This window comes from Kitasatospora sp. NPDC097691 (genome assembly GCF_040302665.1).
Classification (GTDB): Bacteria; Actinomycetota; Actinomycetes; order Streptomycetales; family Streptomycetaceae; genus Kitasatospora.
This window is the reverse complement of the sequence record NZ_JBEORY010000031.1, coordinates 1-22,252: the sequence shown is the minus strand read 5'-3', so window position 1 is coordinate 22,252 and position 22,252 is coordinate 1. Positions and strand designations below refer to the sequence as shown.

The 22,252-nt window shown below is 73.6% G+C and carries 21 protein-coding genes and 1 tRNA gene; 7 read left to right on the top strand and 15 right to left on the bottom strand.

Features of this window, described 5'->3' with window-relative positions:
• Positions 1-43 precede the first annotated feature (43 nt).
• Complete coding sequence (locus ABTY56_RS22050) at positions 44-1,138, top strand: glycoside hydrolase family 18 protein (protein WP_350630682.1); 1,095 nt, start codon at positions 44-46, stop codon at positions 1,136-1,138.
• Between the two features lie 5 nt (positions 1,139-1,143).
• Here the strand turns inward: ABTY56_RS22050 and ABTY56_RS22045 are convergent, their stop codons facing one another.
• The gene (locus ABTY56_RS22045; protein ID WP_350630681.1) at positions 1,144-1,665 is read right to left on the bottom strand and encodes an SRPBCC family protein; all 522 of its coding nucleotides are present in this window, start codon (positions 1,663-1,665) and stop codon (positions 1,144-1,146) included.
• A gap of 356 nt (positions 1,666-2,021) precedes the next feature.
• Between ABTY56_RS22045 and ABTY56_RS22040 the strand changes: the two genes are divergently transcribed.
• Positions 2,022-2,975, top strand: a complete 954-nt coding sequence (locus ABTY56_RS22040; RefSeq protein ID WP_350630680.1) for a PAC2 family protein — start codon at positions 2,022-2,024, stop codon at positions 2,973-2,975.
• An 82-nt stretch (positions 2,976-3,057) separates the two neighbouring features.
• On the opposite strand, the gene mshC is transcribed toward ABTY56_RS22040, so the two are convergent.
• The 6 genes from mshC to ABTY56_RS22010 all read right to left on the bottom strand — a co-directional run bounded on the left by mshC (position 3,058) and on the right by ABTY56_RS22010 (position 8,826).
• Positions 3,058-4,287, bottom strand: coding sequence for a cysteine--1-D-myo-inosityl 2-amino-2-deoxy-alpha-D-glucopyranoside ligase (gene mshC, locus ABTY56_RS22035; RefSeq protein WP_350630679.1), 1,230 nt, complete (start codon positions 4,285-4,287; stop codon positions 3,058-3,060).
• Between the two features lie 216 nt (positions 4,288-4,503).
• The gene (locus ABTY56_RS22030) at positions 4,504-5,340 is read right to left on the bottom strand and encodes a dioxygenase family protein (RefSeq protein ID WP_350630678.1); all 837 of its coding nucleotides are present in this window, start codon (positions 5,338-5,340) and stop codon (positions 4,504-4,506) included.
• A gap of 125 nt (positions 5,341-5,465) precedes the next feature.
• Positions 5,466-6,395, bottom strand: a complete 930-nt coding sequence (locus tag ABTY56_RS22025) for a helix-turn-helix transcriptional regulator (RefSeq protein WP_350630677.1) — start codon at positions 6,393-6,395, stop codon at positions 5,466-5,468.
• A gap of 108 nt (positions 6,396-6,503) precedes the next feature.
• Complete coding sequence (locus ABTY56_RS22020; protein ID WP_350630741.1) at positions 6,504-7,301, bottom strand: SCO1664 family protein; 798 nt, start codon at positions 7,299-7,301, stop codon at positions 6,504-6,506.
• Between the two features lie 44 nt (positions 7,302-7,345).
• Positions 7,346-7,915 (bottom strand): DUF3090 family protein, encoded by a 570-nt coding sequence (locus tag ABTY56_RS22015; RefSeq protein ID WP_350630676.1) that lies wholly within the window; start codon positions 7,913-7,915, stop codon positions 7,346-7,348.
• Between the two features lie 218 nt (positions 7,916-8,133).
• Positions 8,134-8,826, bottom strand: coding sequence for a histidine phosphatase family protein (locus tag ABTY56_RS22010; protein ID WP_350630675.1), 693 nt, complete (start codon positions 8,824-8,826; stop codon positions 8,134-8,136).
• 261 nt (positions 8,827-9,087) lie between these two features.
• Between ABTY56_RS22010 and ABTY56_RS22005 the strand changes: the two genes are divergently transcribed.
• The gene (locus ABTY56_RS22005) at positions 9,088-10,068 is read left to right on the top strand and encodes a magnesium and cobalt transport protein CorA (RefSeq protein WP_350630674.1); all 981 of its coding nucleotides are present in this window, start codon (positions 9,088-9,090) and stop codon (positions 10,066-10,068) included.
• 100 nt (positions 10,069-10,168) lie between these two features.
• Here the strand turns inward: ABTY56_RS22005 and ABTY56_RS22000 are convergent, their stop codons facing one another.
• Positions 10,169-11,215, bottom strand: coding sequence for an LLM class F420-dependent oxidoreductase (locus ABTY56_RS22000; RefSeq protein ID WP_350630673.1), 1,047 nt, complete (start codon positions 11,213-11,215; stop codon positions 10,169-10,171).
• Positions 11,216-11,466: 251 nt separating this feature from the next.
• On the opposite strand from ABTY56_RS22000, the gene ABTY56_RS21995 reads away from it, so the two are divergent.
• Entirely contained in the window at positions 11,467-12,447 is a 981-nt protein-coding gene (locus ABTY56_RS21995) for an aldo/keto reductase (protein ID WP_350630672.1), read from the top strand.
• Between the two features lie 59 nt (positions 12,448-12,506).
• The gene (locus ABTY56_RS21990; RefSeq protein WP_350630671.1) at positions 12,507-14,666 is read left to right on the top strand and encodes a helix-hairpin-helix domain-containing protein; all 2,160 of its coding nucleotides are present in this window, start codon (positions 12,507-12,509) and stop codon (positions 14,664-14,666) included.
• Between the two features lie 114 nt (positions 14,667-14,780).
• Here the strand turns inward: ABTY56_RS21990 and ABTY56_RS21985 are convergent, their stop codons facing one another.
• Positions 14,781-15,266: a hypothetical protein gene (locus tag ABTY56_RS21985; RefSeq protein ID WP_502893162.1), complete on the bottom strand. Its 486-nt coding sequence runs from the start codon at positions 15,264-15,266 to the stop codon at positions 14,781-14,783.
• 486 nt (positions 15,267-15,752) lie between these two features.
• Between ABTY56_RS21985 and ABTY56_RS21980 the strand changes: the two genes are divergently transcribed.
• Positions 15,753-15,959, top strand: coding sequence for a DUF5703 family protein (locus ABTY56_RS21980; RefSeq protein ID WP_350630740.1), 207 nt, complete (start codon positions 15,753-15,755; stop codon positions 15,957-15,959).
• 150 nt (positions 15,960-16,109) lie between these two features.
• On the opposite strand, the gene ABTY56_RS21975 is transcribed toward ABTY56_RS21980, so the two are convergent.
• The 3 genes from ABTY56_RS21975 to ABTY56_RS21965 all read right to left on the bottom strand — a co-directional run bounded on the left by ABTY56_RS21975 (position 16,110) and on the right by ABTY56_RS21965 (position 19,117).
• Entirely contained in the window at positions 16,110-16,946 is an 837-nt protein-coding gene (locus ABTY56_RS21975; RefSeq protein WP_350630669.1) for a chaplin family protein, read from the bottom strand.
• 330 nt (positions 16,947-17,276) lie between these two features.
• Positions 17,277-17,513 carry a chaplin gene (locus ABTY56_RS21970; RefSeq protein WP_350630668.1) on the bottom strand — a complete coding sequence of 79 codons (237 nt, stop codon included), beginning with the start codon at positions 17,511-17,513 and terminating at the stop codon, positions 17,277-17,279.
• 272 nt (positions 17,514-17,785) lie between these two features.
• Entirely contained in the window at positions 17,786-19,117 is a 1,332-nt protein-coding gene (locus ABTY56_RS21965; RefSeq protein ID WP_350630667.1) for a M20/M25/M40 family metallo-hydrolase, read from the bottom strand.
• A 291-nt stretch (positions 19,118-19,408) separates the two neighbouring features.
• On the opposite strand from ABTY56_RS21965, the gene ABTY56_RS21960 reads away from it, so the two are divergent.
• Positions 19,409-19,493, top strand: a tRNA-Leu gene (locus ABTY56_RS21960).
• Between the two features lie 138 nt (positions 19,494-19,631).
• Here ABTY56_RS21960 and ABTY56_RS21955 read toward each other — a convergent pair.
• From ABTY56_RS21955 to ABTY56_RS21945, 3 genes are all read right to left on the bottom strand, one after another.
• On the bottom strand, positions 19,632-20,348 hold the full coding sequence (locus tag ABTY56_RS21955) for a DUF2278 family protein (RefSeq protein WP_350630666.1): 717 nt from the start codon (positions 20,346-20,348) through the stop codon (positions 19,632-19,634).
• 171 nt (positions 20,349-20,519) lie between these two features.
• Positions 20,520-21,203 (bottom strand): TetR family transcriptional regulator, encoded by a 684-nt coding sequence (locus ABTY56_RS21950; RefSeq protein WP_502893165.1) that lies wholly within the window; start codon positions 21,201-21,203, stop codon positions 20,520-20,522.
• Positions 21,204-21,344: 141 nt separating this feature from the next.
• Positions 21,345-22,252: acyl-CoA dehydrogenase family protein (locus tag ABTY56_RS21945; RefSeq protein ID WP_350630664.1), on the bottom strand; the 908-nt coding region annotated here is incomplete at its 5' end.

Below are 22,252 nucleotides of genomic sequence, written 5' to 3'. Positions count from 1 at the left end.
GTTTCGTATCCTGAGCGCTCGACCGCAAGGGGGGAGCAACCGCGTGGTGCGGATCAGGACGGTGCTGCGGCAAACCGGCAAGGCCCTGGCGGCCCCGTTCCGGGGGCTGCGCGATCGCTGGCGACGATGGGCCTGGTGGCGCCGGGCCCTGCTGGTCCTGGCGCTGCTGGTGGCGGTGCCGGTCGCCGCGCTCGGCTCGCTGTTCGTCTCGATCCGACTGCACTACACGGGTGACCCGGCCGCCGAGGCCCGCACCCGGGGGCGGGACGCGGTCTGGCTCGGCCACGCCTGGGTGGACGGCCGCAAGACCGAGGCCGACGTCGAGGCCCTCACCCGGCAACTTGCCGGTACCGGCATTCGCGACCTGTACGTGCACACCGGCCCGCTGGAGCACGACGGCTCGCTGCCGTCCGCCGTCCACCCGCGGGCCCGCTGGTTCACCGACACCGTGCACCGGGTGCTGCCCGGCGTGCGGCTGCAGGGCTGGCTGGGTGACGAGGTCAAGCCGGAGAAGGACGCCCTGGACCTGGAGGACGCCCCGACCCGGGACCGGATCACCGCCTCCGCCGGCCAGGTGCTGGACCTCGGCTTCGACGGCGTGCACTTCGACATGGAACCGATCCGCCCCGGTTCCGCCGGTTGGCTGACGCTGCTCGACCAGGTCCGCCCGGTCACCGCGGCGCGCGGCGCCAAGCTCTCGGTGGCGGCCCCGCAGATCGACCCGGTCCCGGGCCTGCACACGGCCGGGATCCTGCTCACCGACCACGGCAAGTGGTGGGACCAGGCGTACTTCGCCGCGACCGCCCGCCGGGTCGACCAGATCGCCGTGATGACCTACGACACCTCGATGCCGACCGAGCCGCTGTACGGCGGCTACGTCGCCCAGCAGACCGAACTCGCCCTGCAGGTCACCCCGGCCGACGTGGACCTGCTGATCGGCCTGCCGTTCTACTGGGACGACAAATGGGGCCACTGGGGCCACGCCGAGACCGTCGAGGCGGCCGTCCGCGGCGTCCGGCTGGGCCTGGGCCGGGAGGACCTGCGGCGGCCGAACTTCGGCGTCGCGCTCTACGTGGACTTCGCCTCGACGCCCGAGAACTGGGCGGCGTACCGGCGCGGCTGGGTGGACGTCCGGTAGCGGCGTCAGCCGGCCAGCCGGTGGGCCAGCGCCCCCAGGTAGCGGTGCACGGCCGCGTCCTCGCCGGTCACGTAGTGCGAGACGGCCCGGTACAGCGGCAGCCGGACCTCGCCGCGCTCGGTCACGGTCAGCGAGCAGCCCGGCCCCGCCGGGGTGAGCACGTACGTCCAGGTGCCGCCGTACGGCAGGTCGGGGTCGGCGATGCCGGTCACCAGGCGGTGCGGGGCCTCGCTGGCCACCACCTCGTACGTGGTGTGCCCGTGCCGGTCGTACTCGCGCCAGCGCACCCGGCCACCGGCCGCGGCGGGCAGCCGCTCGACGTGGGTGAGGCCCGGGCGCCAGGCCGGGTAGAGGTCGATGTCGGTGAGCACGTCCCAGACCGCGCCGGGCGGCTGGGCGAGTTCGAGTCCGCCCTCGGTGACGTGCTCCACCGGCAGTCGGCGGCCCGCCCGGTCCGCCGCCAGCAGCACGGCGCCGGCCAGCGCGGCGGCGCCCGCGCCGGCGCCGATCCACAGCCATCGCTTCATCGGTCCGGCCCCTTCCGCCCGGTCCCCGCCTGTTCATCATCGCGCCGCCGGGCCGCCACGGCACGCCCGTGGCGCTGCGCCACCGGCCGGGCGCGGTGCGCGCCCACTCCGTGCCTGACGGCCCGTCAGCCGGCCGGGTGCCGATATCCGCTGGATCGGGGCGGCCGGCTCCCCCAGACTGTCCCGGTGCCCGGCCGCGGTGCGCATCAAAGCCCGTAGGCTGGGCAGGTAGGGACCATGGGGCGAGGCGTTCCATGGGAGACGAGAGGTTCGACAGTCGGCAGCCGGCCCGTCGGCGCCCCGGCAAACCAGCCGGGGCGGTGCCGGTCCTGCCGCCGACCGGAGGGAGACGCTGGGTGATCGAGTTGGAAGATGTTCCCGAGTTGATCGACCCGGTGATGGTCTGCGCCTTCGAGGGCTGGAACGACGCCGGCGACGCCGCGTCCGCGGCCCTGGCGCACCTGGACGAGACGTGGGGCGGCAAGGTGTTCGCCGCCCTGGACGCGGAGGACTACTACGACTTCCAGGTCAACCGGCCCACGGTCTGGATGGACGGCGGCATCCGCCGGATCACCTGGCCGACCACCCGGCTCTCGGTGATCCGGGTGACGGAGCCGACGACCCGCGACGTCGTGCTGGTCCGCGGCATCGAGCCGAGCATGCGCTGGCGCTCGTTCTGCAACGAGCTGCTGGGCTTCGCGCACGAGCTGGGCATCGAGCTGGTGGTGATCCTGGGCGCGCTGCTCGGCGACACCCCGCACAGCCGCCCGGTGCCGGTCAGCGGGGTGACCTCCGACCCGGAGCTGGCCCGTCGGCTGGACCTGGAGGAGAGCCGCTACGAGGGCCCGACCGGCATCGTCGGCGTGCTCCAGGAGGCCTGCACGCACGCCGGGGTCCCGGCCGTGACGCTCTGGGCGGCGGTGCCGCACTACGTCTCGCAGCCGCCGAACCCCAAGGCCACGCTGGCCCTGATCAACAAGCTGGAGGACCTGCTGGACCTGCGCATCCCGCCGGGCGAGCTCGGCGAGGACGCCCGGGCCTGGCAGCTGGGCGTGGACCAGCTGGCCGCCGAGGACAGCGAGGTCTCGGAGTACGTCCAGCAGCTGGAGGAGGCGCAGGACACCGCGGAGCTGCCGGAGGCCTCCGGGGACGCCATCGCCCGCGAGTTCGAGCGCTACCTGCGCCGCCGGGAGAACGTCGGACCGACCGGCGAGAAGCCGGTGTCCGGGCACGCCACGGCGGAGCGGCCGCCCGAGCCGGAGGCACCGGGCCCGGCCCGGGAGAGCCAGGACGGCTCCGAGGAGGAGTAGTCACCGCAACGCCGAAGGGGCGTCAGGACCGAACGTCCTGGCGCCCCTTCGGCGTGTGGTGCGGAATTCTTGCGGTGCCGGACTACAGGGCGACGCCGAGCAGGGCGTCCACGGTGCGGGTCACCAGGCCGGGCGCGCCGATGTCGGTGCCGCCCTCGGCCTCCTGCCGCTCGGCCCAGCGGTCGACCGCGGCGAGCGCGGCGGGCGCGTCCAGGTCGTTCGCGAGGGCCGTGCGGACCTCGGCGAGCAGCTGCTCGGCCGCCGGGCCGTCCGGCCGGGAGACCGCGGCGCGCCAGCGGGCGAGGCGCTCGACGGCCTCGTCCAGGACGTCCTTGGTCCACTCCCAGTCGGCGCGGTAGTGGTGCGAGAGCAGCGCGAGGCGGATCGCCGCCGGGTCGACGCCCTCGCGGCGCAGCGCCGAGACGAAGACCAGGTTCCCGCGGGACTTGGACATCTTCTGGCCGTCCAGGGCGACCATGCCGGCGTGCACGTACGCCTTGGCGTACGGGTGGGTGCCGGTGGCGACCTGGGCGTGCGCGGCGCCCATCTCGTGGTGCGGGAAGGAGAGGTCGCTGCCGCCGCCCTGGATGTCGAAGGACATGCCGAGGTACTGCAGCGCGATGGCGACGCACTCGATGTGCCAGCCGGGTCGGCCGTGGCCGAGCTCGGTGTCCCAGGCGGGTTCGCCGGGGCGGGCGGCCATCCAGAGCAGGGCGTCCAGCGGGTTGCGCTTGCCGGGGCGGTCCGGGTCGCCGCCGCGCTCGGCGAAGACCGGGCGCATGGCCTCGCGGGTGAGGCCGGAGACCTCGCCGAAGTGCGGGTCGGCATCGACCGAGAAGTAGATGTCGCCGTCCACGTCGTACGCGGCGCCGGAGGCCAGCAGCTTCTGGACGATCGGAATGATCCACGGGATCGACTCGACGGCGCCGATGTAGTGGGCCGGCGGGAGCAGGCGGAGCGCGGTCATGTCCTCGCGGAACAGCGCGGTCTCGCGCTCGGCCAGGGCCACCCAGTCCTGGCCGGTCTCGACCGCGCGCTGCAGCAGCGGGTCGTCCACGTCGGTCACGTTCTGGATGTACAGGACGTCGTGGCCGGCGTCCTTCCAGACGCGCTGCACCAGGTCGAACGCGTTGTAGGTGGCGGCGTGGCCCATGTGGGTCGCGTCGTAGGGGGTGATGCCGCAGACGTAGATCCGGGCGGTGCCGTCCTGCGGCACGACCTCTCGGACCGTACCCGCTGCGGTGTCGTGGATACGGAGGGGGTGACCCTGACCAGGCAGGGCGGGAACCTCGGAGGCGGGCCAGGCATGCATGGAAACAACTTTAACCTTGCGAACATTTGAAAGCCTAACCAGTGCGCAAGATCGACTGGATTCGCTTCATGTCGTTGCCCGACCGGTTCTCGACTGGTATTGCAGGTGTTTTCGATCGTTTCCGGTGCCACCGACCGGTTCCGGGCGCGGGTGAGCGCCCGGCCGGCCCTGCCGCCGACCGGGCGCCCGGCTCCCCGGGGGACGCGGCCGGAGCCGCTACGACCGCTGCCAGAGGGCCGGTACGTTCGGCGGTTCCCAGCCGACCATGGCGGTGTGCGCCTGGAGGCAGACGTAGGAGACGCCGGAGTAGGTGACGCGGTCGCCCGCGCGGTAGGAGGTGCCCGGCGCCCAGCTGCCGCGCGGCGGCGTGGTGGGCGTGCCGGTGGGGGTGGCGGTGGGCGTGGGCGTCGGGCTCGGCGTGCCGGGGGTCTGCGGCACGTTCAGCACGAAGTCGTAGCTGCCCTCGCGGACGTTGCCGTTCTGCCGGACGTTCATCAGCAACCGGGCGTCGTAGATGGTGTCGGTGCTGTTGCGCGGCTCGCCCGGGAAGTACAGCTGGGTGGTGACGACCGGGCGACCGGGGGCCTGGAGCTTGACGTGGATGTGCCGGGTCCGGCCCGGGTAGAGGCCGGGCACGATGGTGTCCAGCCTGTACGCGCCGTTGGCGTCGGTGAACTGGTGGCCGCGGAAGGTGTAGCCGACGTTGTCGTACGCGCCGTTGTCGTCGGCCTGCCAGAAGTCCAGCAGCGCGCCGGGGACGGGCCGGCAGGCGAGACCGAAGACGTAGCCGCTGACGACCAGCCGGGTGCCGGGGCCGTCGTTGACCATGGAGCCGCGCAGCGGGGAGTCGGGCTTGAAGTAGGGGCCCTCGGTCTGCTCGATCGTGGGGTCGTCGCCGTCGTGGCAGTCGGGGGTGAGGTCCGGGGTCCGGCCGGTGCCGACCTGCTCGCGGGCCAGTGCGACCCCACCGCCGATCAGCAGCGGGGCGGCCCCGAGCGCGGCGGCGGCCTTCAGTACGGTCTTGCGGCTGATCATGCCGTCGGGCACGCTCATACGCCGTCTCCCTGTCGTGAGGCGGAGGGGTGGGGGCGGCCCTTGCCATGGTGGGGGCATGACAAGGACCGGGCCGGTCGCCCACCCGCGCACACCGGGCCGGCCACCGGTGGCCAGCAGCAAAGTTACGGGCCGTCCGGCGCGGCCGCGATGGACGTGATCCGGGGATCGTGGTGATTTCCGTCGACCCGGGACCGGAACTCCCCCGGCGTCATCCCGGTCTCCCGGCGGAAGAAGCGGCAGAAGTACGCCGGATCAGCGAAACCCGCCTCCTTGGCCACCTGACGTATCGTCAGATCCGTGCAGGCGAGCAGCCGTTTGGCCTCCAGGGTCTGCTGGTGGCGGATCAGCCCGCCCGGGGTCCGGCCGGTGGCCTGCTTCACCAGCGTCTGCAGGTGCCCCGGGGAGACGCCGAGTTCCCGGGCCCCGGAAACCACCGAGTGCCGCACCCCGCCCGGCCCGGCGATCAACCGGGTGAAGGCGGCGGCCACTTCGGCGGGCCGGCCGGGCACCGCCGGGCGGTCGGCCGGGGCGCAGGCGCGCAGCGCCCGGACGATCAGGATGTGCAGACTGGCCCGCAGCACGCCCTGGTAGCCGGGCGCCCTGGTCAGGTACTCGTGCTCCATGTCGGCGAACAGCGCGCCGATCGCGTCGGCGTGCGCACCGAGCGCGAGGGTGGGGCGGGTGGCCAGGACCCGTAGGGCGGCGAGGTCCTGCGGGTGGCCGAGCAGGAAGTCCTCGTTGAACAGCAGGACCCGGCCGGTGAGCTCCTCGGTGTCCGCCCAGTAGTGCACCTGGCCGGGGGTGATCACGCACAACTGCGGTGGCGCCAGCGGCCGGTGGACCAGGTCCAGGACGTGGGCACCGCGGCCGCCGGTGACGTGGACGATCTCGTGGAACGAGTGCCGGTGGGGGAAGCCCGCCCGGGAGAGCGGGCCGATCGCGTCGAAGCTGCCGATGGCGAAGGGGAGCAGCTGGGGCAGCGGGACCTGCAGGCGGTGCAACGGCAGGTCCGGCGTGCTGCGGGGAGTGGGGGTGGTCCGTCGCGCGTCCATCGGAGCAGTGTGCGACCTGTTCCGGGAACAGGTCCAGACCATCGGACCGGGCCGCCGGCCCGGCGGGGCCGCCCCGGACGCCGGACGGCCGCACCGCGGGCCGGGCGGCTACACCGGGGGCCAGGGGATCGCGGGCCAGTCCTCCGAGGGCAGCGGATGGCGGCCGGAGCCCCGCAGTTCGGCCACCCGGGCCCGGGTCGCGTCCAGCTCCGCCCCCGTCAGGTGCGGGGCGAGGCGCTCGGCGAGCTCACCGTCCAACTGCTCGGCCAGCCGCGCCAGCACCTCCAGCGCCTCGACGGGCAGCGGGTCCCCGGCCCAGCCCCAGAGCAGGGTGCGCAGCTTGCCCTCGGTGTTGAAGGTGACGCCGTGGTCGATGCCGTACACCCGGCCGTCGGCGGCCGGGATCAGGTGACCGCCCTTGCGGTCGGCGTTGTTGAGCACCGCGTCCAGCACCGCGAGCCGGCGCAGCCGCCGGTCGTCGTGGTGGACCAGCAGCGCGGTGCGCCCACCCTCGACCTCGGCCCGGACGATCGGCAGCCAGCCCTCCTCGGGGCCGCGCGGGTCCTGCAGCGCGAGCAGCGGCTCGGCCTGCGGGTCCGGCTCGACCCACAGCTGCACCATGCCGGGCCCGTGCGGGCCGTCACGCAGCACCGTGGGCGGGATCAGCGCCCAGCCGGTCGCGGCGGACAGCTCGTACGCGGCGACCTCGCGGCCGGCCAGCGTGCCGTCCGGGAAGTCCCATAGCGGGCGCTCGCCGGCCACCGGCTTGTAGACGGCCTGCGCGCTCAGCGAGCCGTGCGCGACCGTGCAGTACAGCGCGGCGTTGGAGGCCTCGGTGAGTCGGCCGTGCACGGTCAGCTCGCCCTGGCGCAGCAGCGCGAGGGCGGTGGGCACGTCGGCGGCCAGCGCGGCGGCGGCCGCCGGGTCGGCCTGCGGAGGGGTGTCGGTGTTCAGCGCCGGTAGCCGTTCGCGCGCGGGCACAGGTGGCCCTCCGGGTCGAGCGGCAGGTTGCAGAACGGGCAGGGCTTGCGGCCGGCCGCGACCAGGTCCAGCGCGCGCTTGGCGAACACCCGGGCCATCGCGCCGGACAGCCGCACCCGCAGCATGTCCGGGCCGGTGTCGTCGTCGGTGAACACCGCCTCGGCGGCGTCCTCCTCTTCCTCCTCCTCGACCAGCGCCTGCGCCTCGACCACCAGGCAGCCGTCCACGCCGTCCCAGGCCAGGGCCATCGTGCCGACCCGGAACTCCTGCTCCAGCGGCAGGTCGAGCGGGGCGGTGTCGAGCAGGTCCTTCGGGGCGGCGGCCGGGATGGAGGCGTCGCCGCCGCTGCGCCGCAGTGCCTCGTCCAGGACCTCCTCGATGCGCTCGGCGAGTGCCGCGACCTGGGTCTTCTCCAGCAGCACGCTGGTGATCCGGCCCCGGGCGCTGGCCTGCAGGTAGAACGCCCTGGCGCCGGGCTGGCCGACGGTGCCGGCCACGAACCGTTCGGGCTGGTCGTAGAAGAAGACCTGACGGGGCACGCTCTCGCTCCGGATCGTGTCGGTCGGCGCGGATCCGCCGTGGGGGATCGCGGGTGTTCGGACTCGTAAGTCACCCTACGACCTTCGGGCTCCGGCCGGGGACCGAGCCGACGGCCGCGGGCGGGGTGGCACGCGCGGGCCCGGGCGGTGCCGCCCGGACGGGTGCCGCGGGCTTGCGCCGTGGAGCGGCGCAGCCGTACCGCCGCGGGCGGCGGGGCTCAGGCCGCGCCGCCGACCACCGCGTCGCCGGCCGGGGTGGCCTGGGCCGGGCCGGTCTTCGGCGCCAGCGAGGCGAGGTCGCCGGTGTCGCCCATCCTCAGCACGAAGGGGCGCTGCGGGGTGTAGCGGATCGCGGTGACCGAGCAGGGCTCGACGCTGATCCGCTGGAAGTGGTCCAGGTGCAGGCCGAGCGCGTCGGCCACCACCGCCTTGATCACGTCACCGTGCGAACAGGCGATCCAGACCGCGTCCTCGCCGTGCTCGGCGGCGATCTTCCCGTTCCACTCGCGCACCGCGCTCACCGTACGGTGGCTCAGCTCGCGCAGCGACTCCCCGCCGGGGAAGGCCGCGGCGGCGGCGTGGTCCTGGACGGTGCGCCAGAGCGGCTCCTTGGCCAGCTCGGCCAGCGGACGGCCGGTCCACTCGCCGTAGTGGCACTCCCCGAGCCGCTCGTCCCGGGCCGGTGCGCCCAGCTCGGGCCGGGCGGCCAGCAGCGGCTCCAGGGTCTGCCGACAGCGCTCCAGCGGGCTGCTGACGGCCTGTGCCAGCGGGATGCCGGCCAGCCGGTCCGCCAGCGCGGCGGCCTGCGCGCGGCCGGTGTCGTCGAGATCCACGCCGGGGGTCCAACCGGCCAGGATCCCGGCGGTGTTCGCGGTGGAGCGGCCGTGACGGACGAGCAGCAGGGTGGGCATGGGGTTCAGCCTACGGCCTCGGGGCCCGGGCGTGGGGGCCGGTTACCGTCCGGTTATCCGTCCGGCTCCGGGCCCGGCGGGCCGGTCCCGTGGCGCCGTTCCGCCCGGGACCACCGCCGGGTCACGCCCGGGATCCCGCCCCGGACCGGCCCCGGATCCACTCCGGCCGTGCCCCGCTTCCGCCCCGCTTCCGTCCCGCTTCCGTCCCGAATCCGGGCCGGATCCGTGCCCGACGGCCCCGGTCGGGTGACAATGGCCCGCATGATCGTCCACTGCGCCGCCTACTGCGACGGCCGCCGGATCGAGGCTCCCGACGACCTGGCCGGCGCGCTCGCCGCCGCCCGCGCGGCCGGTCCGGACGGCTTCGTCTGGATAGGCCTCTTCGAACCGACCACCGAGGAACTCGACCACGTCGGCCAGGAGTTCGCGCTGCACCCGCTGGCCGTCGAGGACGCCGTCCGGGCCCACCAGCGCCCCAAGGTCGAGGCCTACCAGGGCTCGCTGTTCGTCACCATGAAGACCCTCGGCTACGCCCCCGGCGCGCACGTCGTCTCGGTCGGCGAGGTGATGGTCTTCCTGGGTCCCGACTTCGTGATGACCGTCCGGCACGGCGAGGACTCCCCGCTCGGCGGCCTGCGGGCCCAGCTGGAGCAGGACCCCGAACTGCTGCGCTACGGGCCCAGCTCGGTGCTGCACTCGGTCTGCGACACCATCGTGGACGGCTACGTGGACGTGGCCACCTCCCTGCAGGTCGACCTGGACGAGCTGGAGGCGGACGTCTTCGCGCCCGGCCGGATCGGCCGCGACACCGCCGGGCGGATCTACGGCTACAAGCGCCAGGTGATGTCCGTGCGCCGCGCCACCGGCCCGCTGCTGGAGCCGATGCTGACGCTGGAGCGCGGCGCCCGCTTCGTCCGCCCCGAGACGGCGCCCTACCTGCGGGACGTCGCCGACCACCTGGCCCGGGTGAACGACCAGGTGGACGGCATGGACCGGCTGCTGTCCGACATCCTCAACGCCAATCTGGCGCAGGTCAGCGTGCAGCAGAACAACGACATGCGGAAGATCTCCGCCTGGGCGGCGCTGGCCGCCGTGCCGACCATGATCGCGGGCATCTACGGGATGAACTTCGACCACATGCCGGAGCTGCACCAGGTCTGGGGGTACCCGGCGGTGCTGGTGCTGATGGCCGTGGTCTGCGTGGTGCTGCACCGGGTGTTCAAGCGGCACGACTGGCTGTAGTGCCGCTTGAACACCCGGCGCTCAGGGCCACACCCCGGACACCCCGCGGCCGGGCCGCGGGCCCGGAGCCGGCCGGCCCCGGGGCCGCTCCCCCGGTGCCTCAGGCCAGTCCGGCGCGCTCCAGGGCCTCGACGCCCGTGCGCAGCGCCCGGATCCGCTCGTCCAGGGTGAACCCGGCGGGGGCCAGGGTGAGCGTGGTGACGCCCGCGTCGGCGTAGGCCTGCATCCGGTCGGCGATCCGGGCGGCGTCGCCGATCAGCGAGGTGGCGTCGACCAGGTCGTGCGGGACGGCGGCCGCGGCGCCCGCGTAGTCCTTGGCCAGGTACTTCTCCTGGATCTCGTCGGCGGCCTGCTCGTAACCCATCCGCCGGGTCAGCTGGTTGTAGAAGTTCTTCTCCTTGCTGCCCATGCCGCCGATGTAGAGCGCGGCGTACGAGCGCAGGGCGTCGACCCCGGCCTTGACGTCCTCACCGACCGCGAGGTTCACGGTCGGGCAGAGGTCGAAGCCGTCCAGCGTCTTCCCGGCCTTGGCGCGGCCGGCCGTCAGCGGGTCGAGGGACATCGCGGCGTGCTCGGGCGAGAAGAAGATGCCGAGCCAGCCGTCGGCGATCTCGCCGGTCAGCTCCAGGTTCTTGGGGCCGATCGCGGCGATGTACAGCGGGACGTGCTCGCGCACCGGGTGCACGGTGAGCTTGATCGGCTTGCCCGGGCCGCCGGGCAGCGGCAGAGTCCAGTGCGCGCCCTCGTGGACCAGGCGCTCGCGGGACATCGCCTTGCGGATGATCTCCACGTACTCGCGGGTGCGGGCCAGCGGCTTGTCGAACTTCACGCCGTACCAGCCCTCGGACACCTGCGGGCCGGAGACGCCGAGGCCGAGGCGGAACCGGCCGCCGGAGAGGGTGTCCAGGGTCGCGGCGGTCATCGCGGTCATGGCCGGGGTGCGGGCCGGGATCTGGAAGATGGCCGAGCCGACGTCGATCCGCTCCGTCTTCGCGGCGACGTAGCTGAGCACGGTGGCGGCGTCCGAGCCGTACGCCTCCGCCGCCCAGCAGACCGCGTAGCCGAGCCGGTCCGCCTCCTGGGCGACGGCGATGTTGTCGGCGTCCATGCCGAGTCCCCAGTAGCCGAGGTTGATCCCGAGTCGCATCTGCCGCACCTTCCAGTGGGTTGGGGTCGGGCCGAGGGTAACCGCGCCCGCGCCGGACATGCTACTGACGAGTAGTGCCGGCCCGGGGCACACTCCCCCGGTCGCCGTCGGCGGTGACCGTTCTGCGGGTCTTCGCACCTGTCCGCGCACCGGCCGCTACGCTCAGCCGACGTGGGGAGCGCACTCCCCACCTGCGCGTTTTCAGGGCTACCGGGACGCCCGGGCCCACCGGCCAGTGGAGGGCCCGTCCGATGGAACAGCGTCACCTCGGCCGCACCGGCCTGCAGGTCTCCCGGCTCGGCCTCGGCACCATGACCTGGGGCCGCGACACCGACGAGCACGAGGCCGCCGAACAGCTCAAGGAGTTCGTGGACGCCGGCGGCAACCTGGTCGACACCGCCGACGTGTACGCCGACGGCGGCGCCGAGTACCTGATCTCCCGGCTCACCGGCAACCTGGTCCCGCGCTCCGAACTCGTCATCGCCACCAAGGCCGGCAGCGTCCCCGACTCCACCCGCCGCTTCGACTGCTCCCGCGGCCACCTGCTCGCCGCCCTGGACGCCTCGCTGCACCGCCTCGGCACCGACTACGTCGACCTCTGGCAGGTGCACTCCTTCGACCCGGCGACCCCGGTCGAGGAGACGCTCAGCGCGCTCGACATCGCCGTCTCCTCCGGGCGCGCCCGCTACGTCGGGGTCTGCGACTTCAGCGGCTGGCAGCTCGCCCGCGCCGCCACCTGGCAGCGCGCCCACCACGGGCGGGTTCCGCTGGCCGGGGCGCAGCTTGAGTACTCGCTGCTGCAGCGCGGGATCGAACGGGAGGCGCTGCCCGCCGCGCTGGACGCCGGGACCGGGGTGCTGGCCGGCTCACCGCTCGGCCGCGGCGTGCTCACCGGCAAGTACCGGCACGGCGTCCCGCAGGACTCGCGCGGCGCCTCCCCGTACCTGTCCGGCTTCGTCCAGCCGTACCTCGGGGACCGCTCGCGGCGGATCGTGGACGCCCTCGCCACCGCCGCCGACGGCCTCGCCAGCAGCCCGCTGGCGGTCGCGCTGGCCTGGGTCCGGGACCGGCCCGGAGTGGCGAGCGCGCTGGTCGGGGCGCGGACGGTGGCACAGCTGCAGGCGGCGCTGTCGGTGGAGGCGCTTACGCTTCCGGGTGAGATCCGCGGCGCACTGGACGACATCTCGTCGCCGGTGCACCGCTACCCGGACCAGGGGTGGACCGAGCTGTGACGCCCGGGCCGGATCGTCGAGCGGAACGTGCAGTGGAGTGACCTATGGAGCGGACGACGATGAGTGACACGGGGAACGGCGCTCCGGCGGAGACCACGGCGACTCCGGCCGACAAGGCGGCGGAGCTCGCGGAGCTGGCGGAGCGGATCCGCGCCGTCGAACGGCAGGGGGCGGGCGGCTCGGCTCCGCGGACCGCTGCGCCGGCTCCGGCCCGGGAGTCGGCTCCGGCACCGCGGAGGGCGGAGCCGGCCGCGCGGGCCGAGCAGGCCCCGCCGGCGGCGGCCGCCCCGGCCGCCGCTGTCCCCGACGGGCCGCGCGGCGACGCGCTCCAGGAGGCCGCCGCGGTGCTGACCGCCGGCGGCGCCCCGGCCGAGCTGGCGGCGGCCGCCGTGGCCGAGTTCGGCGACGACGCCGCCGAGCGGCTGCGCACGAACCCGTGGGCCGTGCTGGACCTGCCCGGCGTCCGTCCCGAGCACGCGGACGGCTTCGCCCGCGGGCTGCTCGGCCCCGCTGCCGGTCCGGGCGACGAGCGCCGCGCCCAGGCGCTGGTGCCGTGGCTGCTGGAGCAGGCGGTGCTGCGCGGGCACTCGGCCCTGGAACTGACCGAGGTGGCCGCCGGGCTCGAACGGCTCCGGATGCCGGACCCGGCGGCCGCGATCCAAGCCGCGGTCGAGGACGGGCGGGTGCTGCCCTTCCAGGAGGAGCTGGCCGAGGCGCACGCGGCGGGCGGCGAGGACGACGAGCCGCCGACCCGGACGCTGCTCGCGCTGGAGCGGCTGGCCATGGCGGAGGACACCCTCGCCGAGGGGCTGGTCCAGCTGATGGCCACCTTCGTCCCGGGCGAGGACGTCGAGCCGGCGGAGGCCGACGCCGAGGGCACCGACACGGTGGCCGACTCGGAGTCCGGCGAGGAGTCCGGTGAAGGGGGCGGCGCCGAGGCCGACTCCGATGCCCCGGCTGGCACCGCCCCTGACGCCCCTGCCGCCGCTCCCGGCCCGGCCGCCTGGGAGGCCGCCGCCGAGGCCGCGCCGTCCTCCTCCGCGACCGCCCTGATCCGCGCCGTCGCCGACGGCGCCCTGGTGCTGCACAGCGGCGGCGACGCGGCCCGCGCCGAACCGGCCGCGCTGATCGCCGCCGCCCGGGGCCTCGGGCTGCGGGCCTGGGCCGCCACCTGGACCGACCAGGGCCGGGACTCCTTCGCCGCACTCTGCGGCGCCGGAGCCGGAGCCGGAACCGGCACGGACGCCGCGGCCGACGCCGGGACGGCCGTGGTCACCTTGGCCGACCTGCTCTCCGGCGCCGCCGGCCCCGGCCGCGCCCCGGACGGCATGCTCGCCCTGGACCTGCTGGTCGTCCTGGACGCCCCGCTGCTGGACGTCGAACTGGCCGCGACCGTCCTGGAGGCGCTCGCCGACGGCACCCGACTGGTGCTCAGCGGCGACCCCGGCCAGCTCTGGTCGGCCGGCCCCGGCCGCTTCTTCGCCGACCTGCTGGCCGCCAAGGCCTGCCCGGCGGTCGCCTCCCGCACCCCGGACTTCGGCCCGATCGGCGAGCTGGTCTCCGGTGTCGGCATCGGCGAGCTCCAGCCGGTCGACGCGCCGGACAAGGAGGTGGTCATCCTGACCGCCAAGGACGCCGGCGAGGCCGTCCACCGCGCCATCCAACTGCTCACCGACTCCATCCCCCGCGCCCTCGGCATCCCCGCCGAGCAGGTGGTGCTGCTCACGCCCGGCCACGGCGGTGCGGCCGGCACCCGGGTGCTGAACGCCGCCGCCAAGGCGCGGCTCAACCCCGGCCCCGGCCGGTTCGGCGGCTTCGACCCGGGTGACCGGGTGGTCGACTCACCGGCGCCCGGCATCACCCACCCGGCCCGGGTGCTGGACGGCGACGCCGCCGGCCTGCACCTGGAGTACGCGGACGGCTCGCACCGGACCGTCCCGCCCACCGAGGTCGCCCGGCTGCGGCACGGCTGGGCGCTGACGGTCCACCAGGCACTCGGCCGCCGTTGGCCGGGCGCGGTGGTCGTGCTCCCGGAGGACGCCGCCCCGGGGCTCACCCGGCAGTGGGTCTACACCGCCTTCGGCCGGGGCGAGCGGCACCTGTCCGTGGTGCACGCGGCGGGCCCGGCGCTCGCCCAGGCCGTGGCCGAGCGCCCGGCGCAGCCGCGCACCACCCGGCTGCGGGCGGTCCTCGCCGAGAACGCCGCCTCGGCGTACTGAGGCCGCGAGCGCTGAGCCGCAGAGGCGCTGCGCCGTGGCCGCGCCGAGCCGCAGACATGCGTCGGGCGGGCCCCCACCGTCGTGGGGCCCGCCCGTCGTCCGTCCCGGACGCCGTCAGTCGTCCGGGTCCTCGTCGTCGTAGACCTCGCTCACGTCGAACCGGCAGATCAGCAGCTGCGGGTCGGCGTGTTCGAAGGGCTCCGGCAGCCACTCCCCCGGCTCGGTCGGCTCGGCCGCCGCGACCCAGAGCGTCGAGTCCGCCTCCTCCAGGCCGAACTCCTCGCTGCGCGCGGCGATCTCGTCCGGCTCGTACTCGCCGAACAGCACGCCGATCGCGGCGTTCACCCCGCCCGCGCCGGCGCCACCCGGGGTCAGCGACTCGTCGAGCCGCTCGGCCTGGGCGCGCAAGCGCTTGGGGTCGACGACGTGGTAGTCACGGCGGATCAACACGCTGATCGCCTCGGGCTGTTCGGGGCCGTGGTACCCGCCGGGCCCCTCGTCCCCGGGAATCTCGAAGGGCGTGACCTCGTCGTAGGCCTCGTACAGGAGTTGGTCGTAGGCGATGGCCGCCGTCGCGAGCTGCTCGTAGGCAGCGGACACGGCGGGATCATCGGCTGTGTTGGGGCTTGACACCGCTTCCAGATGACGGTCGATGGCGGCCTTGACCGCCTCAGCGGCGGCGCGTACCTCGGCAATGGTGGGCTGCGCGGCATCAGACATGGTGCAGACGCTATCTCCCCGCGGTGGCGGTACGCACAGCGGTTGTCACCTACACCCGCGATTTCACCGCAACTTCCCCCCTGATGTCCGATCTGCACGGGTACGTCCCCCTGCGGAACCGGCGTGGGACCGGCGCAGAGGGCGCGCAGCAGGTCAGGCGGGGCCGTCCGCGTACCGCTTCGCGCGCCGGGATCGGGGTATCCCCTCCCCAGGAGCAACAGAACTGATGCCATGTCAGTCGCCTGCTCGGGTCGCAGGCCCCCGGGTCGCCGCTTCCGCACGGGAGGACGGCCGGAAATACCCGGGCCGGCTGTCCGGGGCAGGCCGTAGGCTTGGCCGCAGGTGATCCCCAGGAGGAGCGTTTTGATCCCACGCAAGCCGGTCCGGCAGCCGGAGTACGAGTACCAGTCGCTGCGCATGCCGCGCGGCACCACGCGTAACGCGGCCCGCCAACTGCTCACCGAGCAAGCCGAGTACGGGCACTGGGAGCTCGACCGGTTGAGGTTGTTCCCCGACGGCAGCCGGACGGTCCGGCTCAAGCGGAGGATCATCCGCCAGGTCCGGAACTGGTGACGAGCGGGTCGCTCCGCCCCGGTCGAGCACCGGCACGAAGCCCTCACGCACCCGCGGCCGCCCGTTCATCCGGCGACCGCGGGTGTGTCGTTCTCCACGGTGGGTGCGCGTCGTCTGTGCGAGGACGCGCGGGTCCGCGGCTGCGAGGGGTCAGCGGGCCCCGGCGCGGGCGCGGCGGTAGAGCACGCCGCCGCCGAGCAGCAGCGCCAGCCCGGCCGCGCCGAGCAGTTCGACGCCGCCGGCGCCGGTGGAGGCCAGCTGGCTGTCGACGGGGGCGCTCGGCGTGGTGGCCGGGGCCGACGTCCGGGCGGCGGCCGGGACGGCCTGGGTGCTCGGAGCGGTGGCGGCGGGCGGGGTGGACGGGCCGCCGTTGCGGGGGATGCCCGGGGTGGTGTCGCCACCGGTCTTCGGCGGGGTCGGGTGGCTGCTCTCCGGGGGGCAGTCGTCGCTCGGCTTCGGGGCGGGCGGCGGGGCGGGCTGGGCCACGTTGCCGCACTCGTTGCCGAAGGCCGGGTTGGCGACGCCGACCACGTTGACGGAGTTGCCGCAGGCGTTGACCGGGACGTGCACCGGGGCCTGGATGCTGTTGCCGGAGGCGACGCCCGGCGAGCCCGCGGCGACGCCGGAGGCCGAGGACCCCGAGGCGGTGGTGCCCCGGCTCCCGCCGGTGCCGGATCCCGCCGTGCCGGAGCCCGCGGTGCCGCTGCCGGCCTGGCTGCCCTGGGGGGCCGCGTGGCGACCGCCGCTCGCGTTGGCGCACCGGTTGGCGAAAGCCGGGTTCAGCGCACCGATGATGTCTACCGTGTTGCCGCAGGCGTTGATCGGCACCTCGACCGGCACCTGCACCGAGTTGCCCGAGGCGACGCCGGGTGATCCGACGGCACCCCCCTGCGCCTCGGCGCCCGCGTAGGCGTAGCCGGCGGTCGAGGCCAGCACACTGCCGGTGGCCACGGCCGTGAGGATCCCCTTCTTGGCTACATTCCTCATGTTTTCCCCTGACGTTTTCGAGACGAGGTTTCGACCTTGACGTGAACCTTATGAAAGTCGGAATTTTTGCCTATCCGTAAATCACGCAGGGTCTTCGACTGCACAGGAGTTAACGAGGGGCGAACGGTGAGGTTGGGCCGAACGCTGCAGCTTCACCCGATCGAGCGATCGTGCCGCCGACCTGTATCCCGGTCCGCCGGATGCTCACCGCACATCGTGCGCGACCTGCCGGATGCTCGCCGCGCACGCGAACGCCCCCGGTGCGGCGCGTCCGCCGCCCGGGGGCCGGGTCGAGTCCTCTCAACGGGCCTCAGCGGCCCGGAGGTCGACTCAGAAGTTGGCGCAGTGGTTGCCGAACGCCGGGTTCAGCACGCCGATCACGCTGACGGTGTTGCCACAGACGTTCACCGGGACGTGAACCGGGATCTGGATCTGGTTGCCGGAGACGACGCCCGGGGAACCGGCGGCCACACCCTCGGCGCCGCTGTGAGCGGACGCGACACCGGCGGCGGCGAGCACCAGGCCACCGGTGGCGGCGGCGACGGCGGCGATCTTCTTGACCTTCATCATTCCTCCTGTACGGACAACGCAACCCGTTCGGCGGGCTGCACAGGGATGAACGACGCTGCGGCAAACGGGGTACGGAACAGATTTCCCATTCACCCGCACCGGTGAGGTCTCGCACAAATAATCGGCGCAGATTTCCGGGGAGAATCGTTTCTGTCGATCTCCCTGAGCCCGTCCCACAATCATCAGCTCCGACAATGCGGTCGGCCCGCCCCCGGAACCCCGGGAGCGGGCCGACCCAGTCGCCTGATCAGCGGGCGACGGCGAACCGATCAGCAGGCGTCGATGAACCGGTCGAGCACCCGGACGCCGAACTTCAGGCCGTCCACCGGCACCCGCTCGTCCACGCCGTGGAACATCCCGGCGAAGTCCAGCTCCGGCGGCAGCTGCAGCGGCGCGAAGCCGAAGCAGCGGATCCCCAGGTCCTGGAAGGACTTGGCGTCCGTCCCGCCCGACAGGCAGTACGGGACCGCGCGGGCGATCGGGTCCTCCGCGCGCAGCGCGGTCTGCATCGCCTCGACCAGCGCCCCGTCGAAGCCGGTCTCGATCGCCTTGTCCGAGTGCAGGCTCTCGCGCTTCACGCGCGGGCCGAGCACGCTGTCCAGCTCGGCCAGGAACTCCTCCTCGTAGCCGGGCAGGAAGCGGCCGTCCACGTGCGCGGTGGCCTGACCGGGGATCACGTTGACCTTGTACCCGGCGCCGAGCATGGTCGGCTGGGCGGTGTTGCGCAGCGTGGTGCCGATCATCTTGGCGATGCCGCCGAGGACGCGCAGCGTCTCGTCCATGTTCTCCGGGTCCAGCTCGACGCCGAGCGCGTCCGACAGCTCGTCCAGGAAGGCCCGGACGGTCTTGGTGATCCGCAGCGGGAACTGGTGCCGGCCGAGCCGCGCGACCGCCTCGCACAGCTCGGTGATCGCGTTGTCGTCGTTCTCCATCGAGCCGTGGCCGGCCCGGCCCTCGACCGTCAGGCGCATCCAGTGCATGCCCTTCTCGGCCGTCTCCACCAGGTAGAGGCGGACCTGGTCGTTGACCGTGAACGAGAAGCCGCCGACCTCGCCGATCGCCTCGGTCACGCCCTCGAACAGCCCCGGGTGCTTGTCCACCAGGTAGCGCGCCCCGTACGTGCCACCGGCCTCCTCGTCGGCGAGGAAGGCCAGCACGATGTCGCGCGGGGGCTTGCGCCCGGTGCGCAGCCGGTCGCGGATGACCGCCAGGGTCATCGCGTCCATGTCCTTCATGTCGACCGCGCCTCGGCCCCACACGCAGCCGTCGGCGATCTCGCCGCCGAACGGGTCGTACGTCCAGTCCGCGGCGTTGGCCGGCACCACGTCGGTGTGGCCGTGGATCAGCAGGCCCGGGCGGGAACGGTCCTCGCCCTCGATCCGCACCACCGTCGAGGCGCGGCCCTTGGCCGACTCGAAGATCTTCGGTTCGAGTCCGAACTCGGCGAGCTGCTCGGCGACGTACTCGGCCGCCTTGCGCTCGCCCGGGCCGGAGCCGTCCCCGTAGTTGCTGGTGTCGATCCGGATCAGATCGCGACAGATCCCGGCGACCTCCGACTCAGCCGTCACCTTCGGCGCCGTCGACTCGCTCCGCTCGCTCACGGTCACTCCTCGTCTCTGGCCCGCACCGACGCACCAGCGCGCCACCCCCAGGACCTGCACCCGGGCCGTACGAGCACGTCCGCCCATCCTCCCCCAGCCCCCGAGCCGGATCCACCCCCCGCACGCCCCCGAAACCCCCTGGTCACGCCCCCGCCACAGGCCGGCCCTTGTTCCCGCCACCCGCCCCGTGCCCCGGTCGGAAACCGTTTTGGGAGCCCAAGCCGATCTTTGCTACAGTTACATCTGTCAGCGCGACGGACGAGAGATCGGAAGCCGCGAGGACGACACCTAGTCCGGGTGGCGGAATGGCAGACGCGCTAGCTTGAGGTGCTAGTGCCCTTTATCGGGCGTGGGGGTTCAAGTCCCCCCTCGGACACCGACAGGAACCCCAGATTCGTCTGGGGTTCCTTTTGTTTTCCCGGGGCTTCGGGGCTTCGGGGCCTCAGGGCGCCAGGGCATCCGGTGGTTCCGGTGCCCCGGGCCCGGGGCACCGGGGCACCGGGGCTCGCCCGTCTCAGTGCTGCCGGTCGGCGGGCTGGTGGTGCCGGGTGGGCTTCGGGACGGGTGTGCGGGCGGGGATCGTGTGGCCGGTGCGGTCGTCGGTGTGCCAGGACTGCGACTGGAAGGCGAGGAAGATCGCGGTCCAGCGGTTCCGGGCGGGCAGGTGGATCAGCAGGCCGCCGTCCTGCCGGACGCCGTCGTCGGCCTTGAACCGGCCGCTGTTGCCCTGGTTCATGTGGATGTCGTGGACGCCGTTGCCCGGGAGGAAGCCGAACACCTTGTCGGGGGTGGTGGGTTCGGGGCCGAAGCGCTGGCCGAAGACGTAGACGGCGGCGGCCGGGCCGGCGATCGCCTGCTGGACGTGGTGGTCGAGCAGGTCGGCGAGGTCGTTGTCCGCGCCCGGGGCGTCGGGCGGCAGGACGCGCATCGCGGCGGGGTCGAACAGCTGCCCGCGGACGAAGTCCAGGCTCGCCGTGTCCGGGCGGGAGGACAGCGCGTTCCAGCCGCTGCCGGCCGGCGGGAGGAGTTCGGTGACGGGGTGCCGGAAGTCCTCGACGACGATGTAGAGCAGGTCCGAGGGGGCCTGCTGGGAGAGGACGTTGACCGCCGCGCGGTAGTCGGCGCCCTGACCGTCGCGCAGGTGGATCTGGTAGTGCGGGGTGTCGGCGCCGCCCTCGCGGCGCCGGTCGACGACGGTGGCGGCGAGCACGCCGTAGTTGCTGATCGGCATGGGTGTCGGGTCCTCGGAGTCGGTAGGACAGGGACCCCTCCGTTATGGCGCATGGGCCGGCGCGACCACCCGGGAATCGACGGAAGTTCACTTCCCGTCCCCCGAAGGGGCTCCTGGCACACCGAACGTTGACAGCCCGCTGCCCCCGGGCCGGCTTCCCGCCCGCGCCGGTCAGGCCTGCCGGGTGTCGCCGCCCAGGGCGCTCTCGATGCCCTGGACCATCCGCCACAGCGGCGCCCGCCGGCTGGCGACCAGCACCACGACCTCGTCGGACTCGCCCTCACCGCCCGCCTCGGACGGGCGGTCGCTCCAGGTGCCGGTGACGAAGGCCATCGCCGCGTCCACCTCGGCCACCCAGTCGCTCTCCCCGCCCGAGCGCAGCCAGGTGCGCAGGGCGTGGTTGTGCGCGGCGACGACGGCCGCGGCGATGACGTCCGCGCGCAGCGGGCCGTCCGGGCGGTCGTCGAAGCGGCCGCGCAGGTAGGCCGCGAGGGTGTGCTCGTAGCGCCAGACCACCGACAGCTCGTACGCCCGCAGGCCGGGCACCTTGCGGGTCAGCCGGTAGCGCTGGACGGAGAAGGACGGCTGCTCGGCGTACATCCGCAGGACCAGGCGGGCGGCGTCGCAGGCGTGCTTGACCGGGTCCTCCTCGCCGCTGCCGGACTCCAGGAACTCCGTCATCTCGGCGAGGCTGCGCTCGTGGTCGGGGAAGACCACGTCCTCCTTCGCCGGGAAGTACCGGAAGAAGGAGCGCCGGCCGACTCCGGCCAGCGAGACGATGTCGTCGACGGTGGTCTGCTCGAAGCCGCGCTCCAGGAAGAGCTCGAAGGCCGCGGCGACCAGCGCCTCGCGCATCGCGGGCTTGACGGGCCCGTCGTTCATGGGCAGCTCTTCCTTCTCGCTCATTCTCGGCAACCTAACACCGGGCCCACCGGCCCGGGCGCCGACGGCCGGGGCGCGCTCCGCTCCGGCCGTCGGCGCTGGTGTGGGGCCGCCTTACGGGAGGTTGCGGGCCATGACGATGCGCTGGACCTGGTTGGTGCCCTCGTAGATCTGCGTGATCTTCGCGTCCCGCATCATCCGCTCCACCGGGTAGTCACGGGTGTACCCGTACCCGCCCAGCAACTGCACCGCGTCCGTCGTGATCTCCATCGCCGCATCCGACGCGTAGCACTTCGCCGCCGCACCGAAGAACGTCAGATCCCCGTCCCCACGCTGCGACTTCGCCGCCGCCGCATACGTCAGCTGCCGCGCCGCCTCCAGCTTCATCGCCATGTCCGCCAGCATGAACTGCACACCCTGGAACTCCGCGATCGCCTTCCCGAACTGCCGGCGCTCCTTCACGTACCCCTTCGCGTAGTCCAGCGCACCCTGCGCGATCCCCACCGCCTGCGCCGCGATCGTCACCCGCGTGTGGTCCAGCGTCCTCATCGCCGTCGCGAAACCCGTACCCTCCGCACCGATCATCCGGTCCGCCGGGATCCGCACATTGTCGAAGTACACCTCACGCGTCGGCGACCCCTTGATCCCCAGCTTCTTCTCCGGAGCACCGAACGACACACCCTCGTCGCCCTTCTCCACCACGAACGCCGAGATCCCCTTCGACCGCAGCTCCGGATCCGTCACCGCCATCACCGTGTAGAACTCCGACACACCCGCATTGGTGATCCAGCGCTTCACACCGTTCAGCACCCAGAAGTCCCCGTCCCGAACCGCCCGGGTCCTCATCCCCGCCGCGTCCGAACCCGCCTCCGGCTCCGACAGGCAGTACGAGAACATCCCCTCGCCCCGCGCCAGCGCCCCCAGGTACTTCGCCTTCAACTCCGACGAACCCGACAACTGCACCGGCAGCGAACCCAGCTTGTTCACCGCCGGGATCAACGACGAGGACGCACACACCCGCG